Origin of the sequence: Halolamina sp. C58, from assembly GCF_051195095.1 — an archaeon.
Taxonomy (GTDB): Archaea; Halobacteriota; Halobacteria; order Halobacteriales; family Haloferacaceae; genus Halolamina.
In genome coordinates this window covers 1-15,496 of the sequence record NZ_JBNTJY010000001.1, presented here as the reverse complement: position 1 = coordinate 15,496, position 15,496 = coordinate 1, and the positions used below count along the sequence as shown (strand labels likewise).

General features: G+C 67.9%; 16 protein-coding genes and 1 tRNA gene. 11 read left to right on the top strand and 6 right to left on the bottom strand.

The genetic code is table 11. The features are described from left to right. The first annotated feature begins 58 nt into the window (after positions 1 to 58). The 9 genes from ACQUSM_RS00085 to ACQUSM_RS00045 all read left to right on the top strand — a co-directional run bounded on the left by ACQUSM_RS00085 (position 59) and on the right by ACQUSM_RS00045 (position 6,881). Complete coding sequence (locus ACQUSM_RS00085) at positions 59 to 826, top strand: archaeal proteasome endopeptidase complex subunit alpha (RefSeq protein WP_435114848.1); 768 nt, start codon at positions 59 to 61, stop codon at positions 824 to 826. Between the two features lie 78 nt (positions 827 to 904). Then, on the top strand, positions 905 to 2,059 hold the full coding sequence (locus ACQUSM_RS00080; RefSeq protein ID WP_435114847.1) for an amidohydrolase family protein: 1,155 nt from the start codon (positions 905 to 907) through the stop codon (positions 2,057 to 2,059). Between the two features lie 107 nt (positions 2,060 to 2,166). Continuing rightward, positions 2,167 to 2,241: transfer RNA gene (locus ACQUSM_RS00075), tRNA-Glu, on the top strand. A 326-nt stretch (positions 2,242 to 2,567) separates the two neighbouring features. After that, positions 2,568 to 3,881: a ferritin-like domain-containing protein gene (locus ACQUSM_RS00070; protein ID WP_435114846.1), complete on the top strand. Its 1,314-nt coding sequence runs from the start codon at positions 2,568 to 2,570 to the stop codon at positions 3,879 to 3,881. A gap of 66 nt (positions 3,882 to 3,947) precedes the next feature. Next, complete coding sequence (locus ACQUSM_RS00065; RefSeq protein WP_435114845.1) at positions 3,948 to 4,229, top strand: winged helix-turn-helix domain-containing protein; 282 nt, start codon at positions 3,948 to 3,950, stop codon at positions 4,227 to 4,229. Positions 4,230 to 4,260: 31 nt separating this feature from the next. Beyond that, positions 4,261 to 4,566 carry a hypothetical protein gene (locus ACQUSM_RS00060; RefSeq protein WP_435114844.1) on the top strand — a complete coding sequence of 102 codons (306 nt, stop codon included), beginning with the start codon at positions 4,261 to 4,263 and terminating at the stop codon, positions 4,564 to 4,566. 68 nt (positions 4,567 to 4,634) lie between these two features. Beyond that, positions 4,635 to 5,066 carry a hypothetical protein gene (locus ACQUSM_RS00055; RefSeq protein WP_435114843.1) on the top strand — a complete coding sequence of 144 codons (432 nt, stop codon included), beginning with the start codon at positions 4,635 to 4,637 and terminating at the stop codon, positions 5,064 to 5,066. Positions 5,067 to 5,115: 49 nt separating this feature from the next. Beyond that, positions 5,116 to 6,579 (top strand): hypothetical protein, encoded by a 1,464-nt coding sequence (locus ACQUSM_RS00050; protein ID WP_435114842.1) that lies wholly within the window; start codon positions 5,116 to 5,118, stop codon positions 6,577 to 6,579. 2 nt (positions 6,580 to 6,581) lie between these two features. Further along, positions 6,582 to 6,881 carry a DUF7410 domain-containing protein gene (locus ACQUSM_RS00045; protein WP_435114841.1) on the top strand — a complete coding sequence of 100 codons (300 nt, stop codon included), beginning with the start codon at positions 6,582 to 6,584 and terminating at the stop codon, positions 6,879 to 6,881. A 247-nt stretch (positions 6,882 to 7,128) separates the two neighbouring features. On the opposite strand, the gene ACQUSM_RS00040 is transcribed toward ACQUSM_RS00045, so the two are convergent. The 3 genes from ACQUSM_RS00040 to coxB are packed head-to-tail and all read right to left on the bottom strand — an operon-like array spanning position 7,129 to position 10,681. Beyond that, the gene (locus ACQUSM_RS00040) at positions 7,129 to 7,398 is read right to left on the bottom strand and encodes a cytochrome C oxidase subunit IV family protein (protein WP_379732407.1); all 270 of its coding nucleotides are present in this window, start codon (positions 7,396 to 7,398) and stop codon (positions 7,129 to 7,131) included. A gap of 4 nt (positions 7,399 to 7,402) precedes the next feature. After that, complete coding sequence (locus tag ACQUSM_RS00035; protein ID WP_435114840.1) at positions 7,403 to 9,934, bottom strand: cbb3-type cytochrome c oxidase subunit I; 2,532 nt, start codon at positions 9,932 to 9,934, stop codon at positions 7,403 to 7,405. Between the two features lie 3 nt (positions 9,935 to 9,937). Further along, entirely contained in the window at positions 9,938 to 10,681 is a 744-nt protein-coding gene (gene coxB, locus ACQUSM_RS00030; RefSeq protein ID WP_435114839.1) for a cytochrome c oxidase subunit II, read from the bottom strand. Positions 10,682 to 10,810: 129 nt separating this feature from the next. On the opposite strand from coxB, the gene ACQUSM_RS00025 reads away from it, so the two are divergent. Next, the gene (locus ACQUSM_RS00025; protein WP_435114838.1) at positions 10,811 to 12,496 is read left to right on the top strand and encodes an aldehyde ferredoxin oxidoreductase C-terminal domain-containing protein; all 1,686 of its coding nucleotides are present in this window, start codon (positions 10,811 to 10,813) and stop codon (positions 12,494 to 12,496) included. Positions 12,497 to 12,517: 21 nt separating this feature from the next. Here the strand turns inward: ACQUSM_RS00025 and ACQUSM_RS00020 are convergent, their stop codons facing one another. Beyond that, positions 12,518 to 12,802 carry a ubiquitin-like small modifier protein 1 gene (locus ACQUSM_RS00020; RefSeq protein WP_435114837.1) on the bottom strand — a complete coding sequence of 95 codons (285 nt, stop codon included), beginning with the start codon at positions 12,800 to 12,802 and terminating at the stop codon, positions 12,518 to 12,520. Between the two features lie 38 nt (positions 12,803 to 12,840). Next, the gene (locus tag ACQUSM_RS00015; RefSeq protein WP_435114836.1) at positions 12,841 to 14,031 is read right to left on the bottom strand and encodes a redox-regulated ATPase YchF; all 1,191 of its coding nucleotides are present in this window, start codon (positions 14,029 to 14,031) and stop codon (positions 12,841 to 12,843) included. A gap of 117 nt (positions 14,032 to 14,148) precedes the next feature. Between ACQUSM_RS00015 and ACQUSM_RS00010 the strand changes: the two genes are divergently transcribed. Continuing rightward, positions 14,149 to 14,457, top strand: coding sequence for a hypothetical protein (locus ACQUSM_RS00010; protein WP_435114835.1), 309 nt, complete (start codon positions 14,149 to 14,151; stop codon positions 14,455 to 14,457). Here ACQUSM_RS00010 and ACQUSM_RS00005 read toward each other — a convergent pair. Next, the gene (locus ACQUSM_RS00005; RefSeq protein ID WP_435114834.1) at positions 14,443 to 15,282 is read right to left on the bottom strand and encodes a DUF7504 family protein; all 840 of its coding nucleotides are present in this window, start codon (positions 15,280 to 15,282) and stop codon (positions 14,443 to 14,445) included. The genes ACQUSM_RS00010 and ACQUSM_RS00005 overlap by 15 nt on opposite strands. Positions 15,283 to 15,496: the final 214 nt, after the last annotated feature.

Sequence of the window (15,496 nt, the reverse complement as noted above, 5' to 3'; positions counted from 1 at the left end):
GGGCGTATCGATAGTCGATGACCGACAGCGAAGCCGTCTCTGCGGCGGAGGGTTCCCGATGAGAGGAAACGACCAGCAGGCCTACGACCGCGGGACGTCGCTGTTCTCCCCGGACGGCCGGATCTACCAGGTGGAGTACGCTCGCGAGGCCGTCTCGCGTGGCGCACCCAGCGTGGGCGTCCGGACGGAGGAGGGCGTCGTCCTCGCCGCACAGGCCCAAGCGAGCTCCGAGCTGATGGAGTCCGAGAGCATCGAGAAGATCCACAAGCTCGACGACCACATCGGCGGCGCCTCCGCCGGCCACGTGGCCGACGCGCGCCAGCTGATCGACTTCGCCCGCCAGATGGCTCAGAGCAACCATCTGCGCTACGGCGAGGCGATCGGCGTCGAGACGCTCACCAAGTACATCACCGACCACATCCAGGAGAACACCCAGATGGGCGGCACCCGGCCGTACGGCGCCGCGCTCCTGATCGGCGGGATCGAGGGCGGCGTCGAGGGCGAGAAGGGGACGCCGCGCCTGTTCAGCGCCGACCCCTCGGGGACGCCCCACGAGTGGAAGGCCACCATCATCGGCGGCGGCCGCGAGGAGATCCAGGGCGTGCTCGAGGACGGCTGGTCCGACGACCTCAGCCTCGACGAGGGGCTGAACCTCGTGCTCCGGAGCCTGCGTGAACACGAAGAGGAGATCGAGGCCGACTCGCTCTCGGTCGTCTCGATCACGATCGACGACGGGTACGAGACGTACGAGACCGAGGAGATCGCGGAGCTGCTCGGTGCGCTCGAAGACGAGGCCGACGACGAGGCCGACGACTCCGAAGAGTAACGAAGCCCGATCTCCCGCCGCGGATCGCTTCTCGCCGCCACCCGACGCTTTAGGTAGTCGGCGCCACCACCGACGGCCATGCAGTTACTCGAAGGCGGGACGGTAGTCGACGCCGAGGGCGCGCGGCTGGCGGACGTACTGATCGACGACGGCAGCGTCGCGGTCGTCGGCGACGCGAGCGACGAGAACCCCGACGAGCGCGTCGACGTGTCCGGACAGTTCGTCGTGCCGGGGATGATCGACAGCCACGTCCACCTGATGATGGACGCCCGGGCCGACGCCGAGAGCGTGCAGGGCGACAGCGAGGCGACGCTCGCGTACCGCGCCGCCGAGAACCTCCGAAAGCAGGCGAAGGCGGGCGTCGTCGCGACCCGAGATCTGGGCGCGCCCGCGACGGTCGCGATCGACGCCGGCGCGGCGGTCGCGAACGACACGCTGCTCGGCCCACGCGTGCAGGCCGCCGGAGAGAACGTCGTCATGACCGGCGGCCACGGCCACTGGTTCGGCCGCGAGGCCGACGGGACCGACGAGGTGCGGAAGGCGGTCCGCGAACAGCTCAAAGCCGGCGCCGACGTGATCAAGTGTATGGCCACCGGCGGCGTGCTGACCACCGGCGCCCAGACCGGCGCCCCGGAGCTCACACCCGAGGAGCTGGACGCGCTCGTCGATACGGCCCACACCGCCGGCCGCCCCACGGCGGCCCACTGTCACGGCACGCAGGGGATCAAAAACGCCGTCCGCGCGGGGATCGACAGCGTCGAGCACGGGACGTTCATGGACGAGGAGGCCGCCGAACTGATGGCCGATCGGGACACCTACTGGGTGCCGACGCTGGCGGCGCTGAAGGGGATCGTCGAGAACAGCGACGCCGGCATCCCCCAGCAGGCCGTCGAAAAGGGGCAGGACGCCGCCGAGCGGATGGCCGCCGCGTGGGAGTACGCGCTCGACGCGGGCGTCCCGATAGCGATGGGCACCGACGCGGGCACGCCGTTCAACGACCACGCCGACGCCGCCCACGAGCTCGCCTACATGGTCGAGTACGGCCTCGACGAGCGGGGCGCGCTGGAGGCGGCGACGGTCAACGCCGCCGACCTGCTCGGCCTCGACGACACGGGGCTGGTCGAGAAGGGGTACCGTGCGGACCTGCTCGTCCTCCCCGAGAACCCCCTCGAGGACGTGCAGGCGTGGCAGTCGCCCGAGCGGGTGTACCTCGGCGGCGAGCGCGTTCGGTAGCCGGTCGCCGCCCCCACGATACAGCCCTGCGATCTGCGAATCCGCCACACGGCGGCGAGGAAACGCAACGGTTTTACGTTCTACCCCGCTACCGTTGGATGCGAAGCGCTCTGGTGGTGTAGTCCGGCCAATCATATCACCCTCTCACGGTGATGACCTGGGTTCGAATCCCAGCCGGAGCATTTCTGTCGACGCCAACGTCCGAGCGGTGAGCTTCGCTAACCGCGAGTCGGCGTCGACGAAATCGAGTCATGATTCGAAGCCTGCGAGTCGCAGCCCGGAAGCGCAACGAAGTGAGCATCCCGGAACGTCTTGCTCCGGTTCGAATCCCAGCCGGAGCATTTCTCTCGACTCTGCCTCCCTGAGCGACGAGCTTCGCGAGCCGTCGACCGCCACACGGCGACTGATTCCGGACGAAATTCCCCCTCGGCTCCCCCGGAGTTCCGCGGAATTTGTGTCAAAATTCGGAAAATACGTAAGGGGGTGTCCGCCCTCGAACCGAGTGGAGATGTTCCCCAGTAACTCAGGCGGCGACGACGACTCGCGGCGCACTCGACGCGGCTTCCTCGGCACCGTGGCAGTCGCCTCGGCGGTCGGGCTGGCCGGCTGTTCCGGCGGCGACGGCACCGAGACGCCGACCGACGAGCCGATGGCGACGATGACCGACACGGCGACGCCGACGCCCACCGAGGAGCCAACGGCGACGTCCCAGCCCGCGGCGCCGGACGTGCCGGTGCTGAACTACGCGCTCACGCTGGAGCACTTGGAGAACGTGTTCTACCGCGACGGGCTGGAGACGTTCAGCGACGACGAGCTGATGAACGCCGACGCGCTGTCGTCGTTCAACGAGACGGTGCGGATGCAGGTGCCGGAGTACCTCCGCACCGTCGGCGCCCACGAGCAGGCACACGTGGAGGCGCTGTCGGCGACCATCGAGGAACTCGACGGCGAGCCGATCCCGGAAGGGGAGTACGAGTTCGGCTACGAGACCCCCTCGGAGTTCTTCGCGGTCGGGATGGCGCTGGAGAACACCGGCGTCGCCGCCTACGCCGGCGCCGCGCCGAAGGTGGTGAACAACGAGCTGCTCTCGGTCGCCGCGGGGATCCACTCCGTCGAGGCACGCCACGCGGCCTTTCTGAACCTCGTCAACGACCGGGCGCCGTTCCCGAACGCCGTCGACGAGGCCAAGTCCGTCGACGAGGTGCTCGAGATCGCCGGCCAGTTCGTGACGAGGGAGGTCGACCCGAGCGCCTACGAACTCGACGCGGAGCGTCCGACCCACGACCGGAAGGCCGAGAACGACACCAGCGACGTGGACGTGCTGAACTACGCGCTCACACTCGAACACCTCGAGAACGCGTTCTACCGCGACGGGCTCGCGGGGTTCAGCGACGAGGAGTTGATGAACGCCGACGTGCTGAGCGACTACGGGACCGCGGTGCGAGAGAAAGTGCCCGGCCACCTCGCGATGGTCGGCGACCACGAGGCAGCCCACGTGAGCGCGCTCGGCGACACGATCGAACAGCTCGGGGGGACGCCCGTCGAGGAGGCGAACTACGACTTCGGCTACGAGACGCCCTCGGAGTTCCTCGGCGTCGCGAAGGCGCTGGAGAACACCGGCGTCGCCGCCTACGCCGGTGCCGCGGGGACGGTCTCCGCGGACGCGGTGTTCGAGGCCGCGATCAGCATCCACTCCGTGGAGGCCCGGCACGCGAGCTTCCTGAACGAGCTCAACGTCGACTCCCCGTTCCCCAACGGCGTCGACGAGCCGATGACGATGGCCGAGGTCCGCGAGGTCGCGAGCCAGTTCATCGTCGAGTGAGCCGGCAGCCACTCCCGGGACGGCTGGCCGGTGGGCTTAGGTAGGTCGGGGGAGTCGGTACGGACGATGGAGGCGGCCCTCTGGTACGTGCTTTCCGGGACCCGTGGCGGGCCCAACCGGGCCCGGGTGCTCCGGGCCGTCGAGGAGCGACCACGGAACCCGAACCAGTTGGCCGAGGCGCTCGACCTCAACTACGACACCGTCACACACCACCTCGACGTGCTGGCGGAGAACGACGTGGTCGAGTCCAGCGGCGACGAGTACGGTGCGGTGTACCTGCCCACCGACCGCGCCCGCGAGCACTGGGACGTCGTCGAGGAGATCACCAGCGGACTGGAGCAACCATGAGCCCGAACACACCCCGAGGGGAGCCCGATCGATGAGCACGCTCGTCACCGCCGCACAGGTCGCGGTCGGCATCAACGTCCTGCTGTTGCTGGGGCTCTGCTGGGTCTGGGGCCGGAACTACCTGCAGCTCGGGTCGAAACACACCCTCGGGATGCTGGTGTTCGCGCTGCTGCTGCTGGCGGAGAACGCGTTCTCCCTCTACTACTACCTCGTGGATCCGAAGCTGTCGGCGTGGTTCAGTACGAGTGTTCCCCCGGAGGCGTGGTACGCCATGCTGCTGTTCCACGTGCTCGAGACGGTGGCGCTGGCGTTCCTGGCGTGGGTGACGTTCGACTGAGCGGGCCACGACGGAGAAACGAATCTTTATACCCTCGCCGTGGCCATATTTCGCTAACGGAGCGCACTATGGCATCGACGATCTACCTCGTGAGTGCGGCGCTGATGGCAGTCCTCCTCGTCGCCGTCGTGGCGGCGACGGTAGGTCGGGGCTGGAAAAAGTACACGCCGGGGCTCCAGCACGACCAGTCGGTCTGGAGCTCCCTCGCCGGCAACGAGTCGGCATGGACGCTAGCGTTCATCGTCGTGGCGCTCGCGGTCGGGGGCGGCGCGACGCTGTTCGTGAGCGGCGACTCGTTCTCCGGCTCGATCGTCGCGATCGGCGGCGCGGCGGTCGGCGGCGCGCTGGCGGCGGCGTTCGTCTTCTACCTCTTCTACGGCACCTACGCGGCCGCGAAGGCCCGCGGCTACCGGCGCGCGGCGGCCGTGATGGCCGGCTCGTGGGTGCTGGGGCTGCTGCTCGTGCTCGTGATCACGGTGAACCTGCTGACCGGCGCCTGAGCCGGTTGCGAAACGTTCCTGTAGCTCCCGACCCGAGTTTCGGAGAGACGTGAGTACACACCGCCAGCGCTCGGTGTCGGCCCGGCGACGCCGGGGAGACGCCCGCCGACTCGCAGCGTCCGTCCGATCGGCCGTGGCCGGCACGGGAACGCGCTGGCTCGCAGTCCTGCTGTCGGTGACGCTGTTCGCGGCGCCGGCCCGCGCCCACGGCGGCCCGGGGATCACCTCGGGCAACGTCGACACGCCGACGTGGCTGTTCCTGATGACCGGCGGCGGCGTCGTCGCCGTCTCGTTTCTGCTCACCAGCTTCGTCACCGACCGCGACCTGCTGGAGTCCTACCACGACTACCGCGTGACCATCCCCGGCGGCGAAACGATCCGCCGCTGGGGCGGGCCCGTCGGCGGCGCCGTCGGCCTGCTCGGGCTCGCCGGCGTCGTCGTGACGGGCGTGTTCGGCCCGCCCGAGGCCGCACGGAACTTCGCGGTGCTGCTGGTCTGGGTGGTGTGGTGGGCCGGATTCACCGCCAGCACCTACCTCGCCGGGAACAGCTGGCCCGCGCTCAATCCGTTCGGCCGGCTCGCGGCGCCGCTCGCCGGCGACGGGACGGTTTCGCTGCCCGACTGGGTGGGGCGCTGGCCCGCAGTCGCGGGGCTGTTGCTGCTCGTCTGGCTGGAGGTCGTCACCGCGGTGGCGTCGAACCCGACACAGCTGACCGTCGTCGTCGGCGCGTACCTCGTCGCGACCGTCGTCGGGAGCGCGCTGCTCGGCCACGAGACGTGGCGGACACAGATCGACCCCATCTCGGGCGTGTTCGAGCTGTACGGCCGCGTCGCGCCGATCCAGCGCACCGACGACGGCCTCGAACTGGCCGCGCCCGGCGCGGCGCTGACCGAGGCGGACGCCGACGCGACGACGGTGGCCAGCGAGGTCGGCTTCGTGATCGCGCTGCTGTGGGTGACGACGTTCGACGGGTTCGTCGCGACCCCCGGCTGGCAGTCGATCGCGGCGCCGATCGTCCGCGCGGGCGTTCCCGCGGCGCTGGCGTACTTCGGCGCGATGCTCGGCGGCTACGCGCTGTTCTTCGGCGTCTACTGGGGCGCGTCGAAGCGCGTGCGGACCAGCGGGCGGACGTACCGCTCGGCGCCGCGGATCGCCGCCGCGTTCGCGCCCGCGCTGGTTCCCATCGCGGCGGGCTACCACTTCGGGCACTACTTCCCGTACTTCCTGACCCAGCTCCCGGCGTCGGTCGTCGTCACCCTGAGCCCGCTGTCGCCGCCGATCGCGCCGCCGGTGCTCGGGCTGCCGGGGTGGATCAGCTGGGTCGGCCCCGTCGCGGTGCTGTCGGGCCACCTGCTCGCGGTGTGGGCCGCCCACGCCCGGGCGTTCGACCTGTTCACCGGCCGGCTTCAGCCGATCCGGAGCCAGTACCCCTACGTGATCGTGATGGTGCTGTACACGATCACGGGGCTCTGGCTGCTCGCACAGCCGACGATCGACGCCCCCTTCATCTGACCATGACCGACCAATCCACCACCGACGAGTCCGAACGAGGGCACGCCGAGGCGGCGTTCGCCGTCGACGACGACGCCGAGCGCTGTCCGTACTGTGGGCGCCCGTTCGCGTCCGAGCACCTCCACGCGCTGCATCTCGGCGAGGAACACCCCGACGCGCTGACCGAGGCGGAGGCCGAGCGCTACGCCGCGGCCGACGACCGCGAGAGCGACGAGCTGTTCAAGTTCCACATCAAGGTGCTCGCGGTGCTGACGCTGATCGCGTTCGTGTTCCTCTACAGCTACACGTTCGTCTGGACCTGAAAGGGGCAGTGCAGCGTCACGATCTCGCCGTTCTCGGCGTCGACGGTCATCATCGTCGCGCGCTCGGCGGGGCCGGCGCCGGTCACTGACCCGAGGTAAGGCGGCCGCCTCGGGGCCGGTGTTCCTCGACGACGTGGCTGTCGGAGACGACTGCCAAGCCCACGTGTCCCGATGGTCGGGACCCGGAACACCGGGGGCTGTTAGCGTTCGACTATCGTTCGCAAAAAGCCGCGACTGCGGCGGCGTCTTACTGGATCGAGTACGACGCCGCGACCGTGAGCGCCAGGAAGCCGACGAACCCCAGCAGCATCACGTACGTCACCGAGCGGGGCTCCCAGACGAGATGTTGGAAGTAGCCCGCGACCATCACCGCCTTGATCAGCGAGAGCGCGGTGATCAGGCCGAGCGCGAGCAGGTAGCTGTTCTCGAGCAGACCGATCTGCTCGACGCCGACCTGCATCGTCGCGATGACGAACAGTGCCACGTAGATCCCGGTGTAGAGTTTTGTTCGTGCCATTGGTCTAGATGATGTAGAACATCGGGAACAGGAACAGCCACACGATGTCCACGAAGTGCCAGTACAGCCCGAAGTACTCCAGGGGCTCGTCGTCGCCGTTGACGTACGCGCCGTTCCAGGCGCGCCAGATCAGGTAGGCGGTGACGAGCAGCCCCGCGATCACGTGGCCCATGTGCAGGCCCGTCGTCAGGAAGTACGTCGAGGCGCGCACGCTGGAGTCCAGCGCGATCGGCGCGTACTCCTCGGTTCCCTGGAACAGGACGACCCACTCGATCGCCTTGTTCACGAGGAACGCCAGCCCGAGCAGGAACGTCACGACGAGGCTCGCGACGACGCCCTTCCGACTGCGCTTCTGGGCGGCGACCAGCGAGAGGATCACCGTGAACGAGCTGGTCAACAGCAGGTACGTGTTGACCAAGCCCGGGATGGGGTTGTGCGGGATCGGGTGCCACTGCGTCCAGCCGTAGGCCACACGCAGGAAGATGGCCGCGCCGATGAACGCCCCGAACAGCACCACGTCGGAGGCCAGGAACACCCACATGCCCATCTTCGTGTTCTCGACGCCGCCGAACGGCCACGTCTCGCCGAAGCCGCCCTCGTGGGCGGTGAAGTTCTCGTACCCCATGAACGAGACCGAGCCGATCAGGCCGAGCACGCCGAGCACGGAGGCCGCGGCGTAGAACGTCCCTTCGAGGCCGGCCGGGAAGCTCCCGGTCTGGAGGCCGGAGAAGCCGATCGCCGTGACCACGGTGAACAGGCCGATCGCGAACGGCCAGTAACTGGCGTGATCGACGTGTCCACCGTCGTCGTGCGCCGACTCGAGTGCGGCCGCGTGGCCGCCGTCGGTCGCGGTCGTGCCGCCGTCGGCGGCCGCCGCGCCCGTCGGTTCGTCGTCACGCAGGAACTCGAGCGAGCCGCTGGCGTACGACGGCGTGCCGGGGAAGTTCTCCATCGGCGGCGGCGAGGAGACCGCCCACTCCGCGGTCGTCGAGTACGGCCACGGGTTCGCCGCGGCGTCGTCGCCCGCGACGATGCTCTTCGCGAGGTTGTAGATGATCAGCAGGAACGAAATCCCGAGGATCACCGCACCCACCGAGGCGAGGCGGTGCCACGGGAGGTACTCCGGCCGGTACGCGAACACGCGCCGGGGCGTCCCCCACGCGAGGAACAGCGGGAAGTACAGCAGATTGAACCCGGTGAAGTACACCGCGAAGCTCACCTTCCCGAGGAACTCGTCGTACGTCTTCCCGGTTATCTTCGGGAACCAGTAGAACAGCCCCGCGATCAGGCCCGTCACCCCCGAGACCATCACGTAGTGGAAGTGGGCGACGACCCAGTAGGTGCCGCGGAACTCGTAGTCGAGCACGACCGCGCCGAGGAACACGCCGGTGATCCCGCCGACGATGAACAGCACGAGCGCACCGAAGGCGTACAGCATCGGCGTGTCCCACCTGATCCGTCCCTTGATCAAGGTGTAGATCAGCGCGAACACCATCAGGTCGAACGGCAGCGAGATCCCGATGGTGGTCGCCATGAACAGCGTCTTCACCTCGAGGTTGATCGAGGTGAGGAACATGTGGTGCATCCAGACGATGAAGCTCTGCAGCGCCACCAGCACCATCGAGACGATGAACCACTTCCGGCCGACGATCCGGTTGCCCGAGAACGTCTGGAAGATCTCCGCCATCGCGCCCAGCGCCGGGAAGAACACGATGTACACCTCGGGGTGGCCGAAGAACCAGAACAGGTGGGTCCACAGCACGGACCCGCCCGCGGTCGTCGCGGCGAAGTACGTCGTCCCGAGCATGCGGTCCGACAGCAGGATCATCGCCGCCGCCAGCAGCGCCGCGAAGGCGAGCAGCATCATCCAGACCGTCAGCAGCCACGACCAGGTGAACAGCGGCAGCGAGCGCATCGTCAGGCCGGGCGCCCGCATGCGGTGGATGGTGGTGATGAAGTTCACCCCACCCACCGTGACCGAGGCGCAGAACACCACGATCGCCAACACCGTCGTCGTCGCCCCGATGCTCGGCATGAACGCCGGGATGTTCAGCGGCGCGTACAGCGTCCACCCGCCCGCGTAGGAGGCGCCCTGGAAGAACGACGCGAACACCAGGATGCCCGAGGCGAGGTAGAGCCAGTACGACAGCGCGTTCAGCCGGGGGAACGCCAGGTCCTCCGCGCCGATCTGGAGCGGCACGACGTAGTTGGCGAACCCGGTCGCGAACGGCGAAATGAACCAGAACACCATGATCAGGCCGTGTAGCGAGACGGCCTGGTTGTACGCCATCGCCGAGAGGATCCCCTCGCCGGGGGCTCGCGGCGTCCACATCTGGGCGCGGATCAGCAGCGCGAGCACCCCGCCGAAGATGAGGAAGAACATCGCCGTCGCGAGGTAGAGGATGCCGACGTCCTTGTGGTTGGTCGTGACGAGCCAGCGCTTCAGCGACCACCGCGGCGGGAGGTGGCTGTCGTCGTGGCTGTCACCCGGCAGTGCCGTGCCGCCGTCAGTTCGTGGTTGTGTGTCGTCTGTCATGCGTTACACCCCCGCCGCCGCGACGCTGGCGGCGGACTCGTTGTTCGCGGACGCGTTCTGGGACGCGTACCAGTCCTGGTACTCGTCCTGTGGCATCACGATCACTTCCGCGGTCATGTAGGAGTGACCCTGCCCACATAGCTCGTAGCAGTTGGCCGTGTACGTGCCCGTGTCGCTGGCCTCGAACCACGTGTCCGTCGTCTGTCCGGGGATCGCGTCCGACTTCACCCGGAGTTCGGGGATCCCGAAGTTGTGGAACACGTCCGACGACGTCACCTGCAAGTTCACCTGCCTGTCGACCGGCACGCGGAGCGTGTTCGTGGTGTTCACCCCCGCGTAGCTCCCGTCGTCGTTGAGGTAGTGGAAGTTCCAGCCGAACTGGTACCCCTCGACCTCGACCTCGACGCCCTGTTCGCCGGTCTGTCCTTCGACGAACAGCAGCGTCCCGTAGGTCCACGCGATGAGCGAGATGACGATGATCGCGCTCAGGCTCAGCGAGAGGAACAGCTTCTTCCCCTTCCCCCCGCCGGTCGGGACCTCTCCCAGCTTCGGGCGGTCCTTCTCGTCGCTGCCGCCCTCGTAGCTGTATTTATACGCATTGTACAACATGTAGCCGATAACGACGGCTCCCACCAGGGTTCCGAGCACGAGGAACACCCAGTAGATCTCGCTGAACACTTGCACCCGTGTCCCGTCGGGGACCAGCCCGCTCTGGAGCACGGATGCGGCTGTGGCATCAGGTATCATCGGCGACCTTGATAGTGGGTATTCGCTCCGCTCCGACCTTAGTGGTTTCGAACGGTTTCGCACGCGCGCGAGGCGGGCCGCCGAAAACCGGGGACAGGAATAAGTCTCACTGGATCGAAGCGACCACGCATGCTTCACGCGAAGGGACCGATGCTCACCGTCGACGTTGGGGAGCGGAGCGCCGACACCGTCGACATCGACAGCGTGCTCGAACGGACCATCGGCGGGCGTGCGACGGCGACCGCGCTGGCCCACGATCGCATCCCCTTCGACGCCGACCCGTTCGGCCCGGAGAACCGGGCGTACCTCTCCACGGGGCCGATGCAGATGAGTCGGACCTCCTTCACCGGCCGGATGAACATGACGGGGCTCTCGCCGCTGACCGACGGCCTCGTCTCCACCAACGCCGGCGGCTACCTCTCCCGGAACTTCGTCGGCGCGGGGCTCTCCGTGCTCGAACTGGTCGGCGAGAGCGACGAGCTGCTCGCGATCCACGTCACCGATGGCCCCGAGGGCCCGGAAGTCGAGTTCGAGGCGGTACCCGAACTCGAGGGCGCCGAGACCAGTCGCGTCTCCGCGTACATGGAGAGCCACCACGACCTCGGCCCGGAGAACTGCATCACGATCGGGCCGGCGGGCGAGAACCTCGTCCGGTTCGCGTCGGTGATGACGTTCGACTCGCGGGCGTTCGGGCGCGGCGGCATCGGCGCCGTGCTCGGATCGAAGAACGTCAAGTGCGTCACGTTCGAGGGCGACTCCGCGCCCGAGGTCGAGATCCCGGACCCGCCGGCGATGGACGTCCACCGCGAAGCCGCCACCAGCGACGACCTGATGCGCCGGCAGGGGACCACGGGCAACACGGAGTTCATCAACGACAACTTCTCGATCCCGACGCGGTACTTCGACGACTACGAGTTCGAGAGCATCGCGAGCATCGGCGGCGACGCCGTCGAGGAGAAGAAGTACAAGAAAGGCGCCTGCTCGCAGTGTGCCTACGCCTGCAAGCTCCCCACGAAAGACGAGGAACGGGGCGTCGAGACCGAGGGACCAGAGTTCGAGACGGTCTATTCGTTCGGCACCTGTCAGGGGGTCGGCGACATCGTCGACGTGATGATCTCGAACGAGCTCTGTGACGAACTCGGGATGGACACCATCTCCGCGGGCGTCACCGTCGCCGCCTACCTCAAGAGCGAGGACGCCTTCGGCGACGCCGAACTGGTCCACGAGACCCTGGAGAAGATCGCCCACCGCGAGGGGATCGGCGACCTGCTCGCGGAAGGGACCGCCCGCGCTCACGAGGAACTGGGCGTGGACAACTACACGGTGAAGGGGCTGGAGTTCGCGGCCCACGACGGCCGGACGCTCCACGGACAGGGGCTCTCCTACGCGGTCGCGAACCGCGGCGCCGACCACATGTACGGCGGGATGCTCGGGCTGGAGTACTCCGGCGAGGTCGACCCCGAGGGGACGCTCGGCAAGGCTGAGACCCTCGTCGGACTGGAGAACCACAACGTCGTCCGGGACTCGGGCGTGATCTGTGCGTTCGGCGGCGACTACATGACCGACGAGCGCCTCGAACAGCTGTTCGGCGTCGAGTACGAGCGACTGCAGGAGATCGGCGCCGAGGCGATCGAGCGCGAGCGCCACTTCAACAACAAGCGCGGCAAGGACGTGGCGGACGACGACCTCCCCTACGAGATCCCCGATCTCGCCGAGGCCGTCCAGGAGTACTACGCGGCCCGCGGGTGGAACGAGGACGGCACCGTCCCCGACACTGAAGTCGACTCCGTGGCGCCCGCGGCCGGCGACGACTGAGAGTTCGGCCGCGTCCGCGAGCTACCCGCCGTACACCGAGGGGACGATCCGGACTACGTCGCCGTCATCGAGTTCGGTGTCGAGCCCGTCGAGGTGTGTCACGTTCTTCTCGTCGACTGTCACGACCGTCGAGCCCTCGGTTTCGCCGGCCTCCTCGTCGACGAGTCGACCGTCGAGGCTGGGGTACGCCGCCTCGAGGTCACGCAGGAGCGCCCCCACAGTCGTTCCGGGGTCGTACTCGCCGCCCACGTCCTCGACGCCGGCGTCGTCGCGGAACGGACCGAACAGCTTGCACTCGACTTGCACGGTCGACACGTCGGGCGGCGGGGAGAAGTAGCCAGCGGTCAGCCGGTGGTGACGATCTCGACCACGTCGCGGTGGGCGAGCTCGTGATCCGCGCCGACCTGTCGGCCGGAGCGGCAGTCGATCCCGTGGAGCAGCCCGTCGCCCACGTCCGAGTGGATGGTGTACGCGAAGTCCTCGACGGTGCCGCCCTCGGGGAGGACGAAACAGTCACGGAACACCCCCTTCTCGTCTTTCGACCCGTTGGCGCTGCCGGGGAACACGCCGATACAGCCCAGCGTCTCGAACAGCGCGGTCTCGAGGACGTCCTGCACGCCGGTGCCGTCGTACTCGTCGACGAACTCGCGGATCTGTTCGAGCCCCGCTTCCTGTTCGTCGCTCACGTCGCCGACGATCTCGAAGTCGGCTTCGCCGGGCGTGTAGTCGACGACGCCCGCGTCGTTCGCCTTCTTCAGCGACTTCTCGGCGTGGGCGCTCACGGGCACGAAGTCGAGGTGGTCGTACTGCGCCTCGTCGGTGATCTCGGCCCAGTTCTCCTGGGCGGCGGGCGTGTCCATCTTGTTCGCGGCGATCACGATCGGCTTGGTGCGCTTGCGGATCTCGCGGGCCAGTTCCTCCCGCTCCTCGTCGTCCCACGCCTCGGGGTCGAAACCGATCCCCTGCCCGAGGATGATCTGTTTGATCTCCTCTTCGACGATGCCGAACGCGTCCATCTGCTCGCCGAGCGCCGCCTCCACGTCGCCGTCGCCGCCGTGGTAGCCCGAAAGGTGACGCTCGATCCCCTTCTCCAGCACGTCGAGATACCACATGTCGATCTCGTTTTCGAGGAACGCGATGTCCTCGCGGGGGTCGTGACCCTCGGTGGCCTCGCCCTCGAGGTCAGTCTCCCCGGAGAAGTCGACGACGTGGACCAGCACGTCCGTCTCGTTCAGGTCCGCGAGGAACTGATTGCCGAGCCCGTTCCCCTCGTGAGCGCCGGGAATGAGGCCGGCCACGTCGACGAGCTTGACGGGGACGAACCGGGTGCCGTCGTCGCAGTAGCCGACGCTCGGGGTACACGTCTCGTCGAACTCCGGGGCGGCACACTCCACGCGGACGTACGCCTCGCCCACGCTCGGGTCGATCGTCGTGAAGGGGTAGGCGCCTTCCGGCACGTCGTTCATCGTCGCAGCGTTGAACAGCGTCGACTTGCCCACGGAGGGCTTGCCGACGAGTCCGATCCGATAACTCATTGGAACAGCCGATGTGGTTCCCGGACAAAAGCCGTCCCATCGGCGCCGTCCCAGTCTGTGAGTCTCACACACGGTCGATCCGGAGGGGATTTGCCTCGTCGGGACCCAGAGCCGGGTATGAGCGACGACGGGACGGGCGAGGCGGTCGACGGCGACACGTTCGGCGTCGGAGTTCGGGTGACTGAGAGCGAACTGCGCGTCGTGGTTCAGGTGCCGTCGGATATCGACTCGGGCTGGACCGACCCCGAGTCGTTCCAAGGGATGGTCGAGCAGGTGCTCTGGGATCGGCTCGATCAGGAGGAGACGCTTCGAGCGATCGCGTCGGCGAACGAGCCCGGGGAGACGACGATGCTCGGAACGGTGACGCTCCAGCCGGATGGCACCGTCGTCGACAGCTCGCTCGAGGCGCCGTCACTCGGGGAGTAGCTCGACCGCGAGCCCGAGCTCCACGGCGCGCTCGCGGTCGTAGCGTCGGCAGTCGTACCGGTTCGGGCCGTTGGTGTCGGCCCGGACCGCGAGCGCGTCGAGCTGTGCCAGCGCCGACAGCGTCGCCCCGAGCGTCCGCGAGGAGAGCTCGGTGTCGAGCTGGCCGGCCTGCACGTACGAGCGGTCGATCCGATCAAGGATCTCGATCGCGTCCCGCCAGTACTGCCGGAAGTAGCCGAACGTGGTCGGGTCGGTCGCGCGGAGCCGCTGGACCGCGGTCGGCGCGTCGGAGTCGAACGACGGCTCGCCGACGGTTTCAGTGAACGCGTCACCGAAAGCGACGGCCTCGCACACCGCATCGTCGGGAACGCCGGCGACGATCCCCGAACCGTCCTGCGCGGTGCGCGCACGGAACCGTTCGAGCAGGGACTCGACGGTCTCCCCGTCGGTGTCCTCACGGAGGTCGCGCAGCGACTCGACGTACACCACGGTCCCGCGTGGGCTCTCGGCCCAGCCGTCGAAGAACCGATCGTACACCGACTGGAGCCCCTCGCCGGAGAGTGGGCGCTCCAGTTCGGTGACGACGAGCTCGTTCGAGACGACGTTCGTCCGTGTCTCCGTCGTGGCGCCACGGGTGAAGTCGAAGCAGTCGACGATCGCCAGCTGTGTCGCGTCGCCGCCGGACCGCTCCCAACGGCGATACCACTGGTCGGCCGTCGAGTCGGTCAGCACCGCGATGACGTTCCGTCCGGCCGCGTGCTCGCGTAGCGCCCGCATCGCCCGGTCCACCCCGAACGAGAGGAGTGCCGGGCCGTCGTCGGGCATCGTGTCGATTACAACAACCGAACGGGTATAAAAATACGTGTTGCGGCGGATGGGATATCCGCTCTGGGTATCGAAAACGAACGGGAAGCGATCGACTCGCTCACCGCTCGACAAGACGAAAATACCGCAATGAATAGAGAGACGGCGAGTGCACTTTCCCAGCGGGTCGCCCACGCCAGTACTCGCCCACACGTAGGTGAGCTTAACTTCCGTG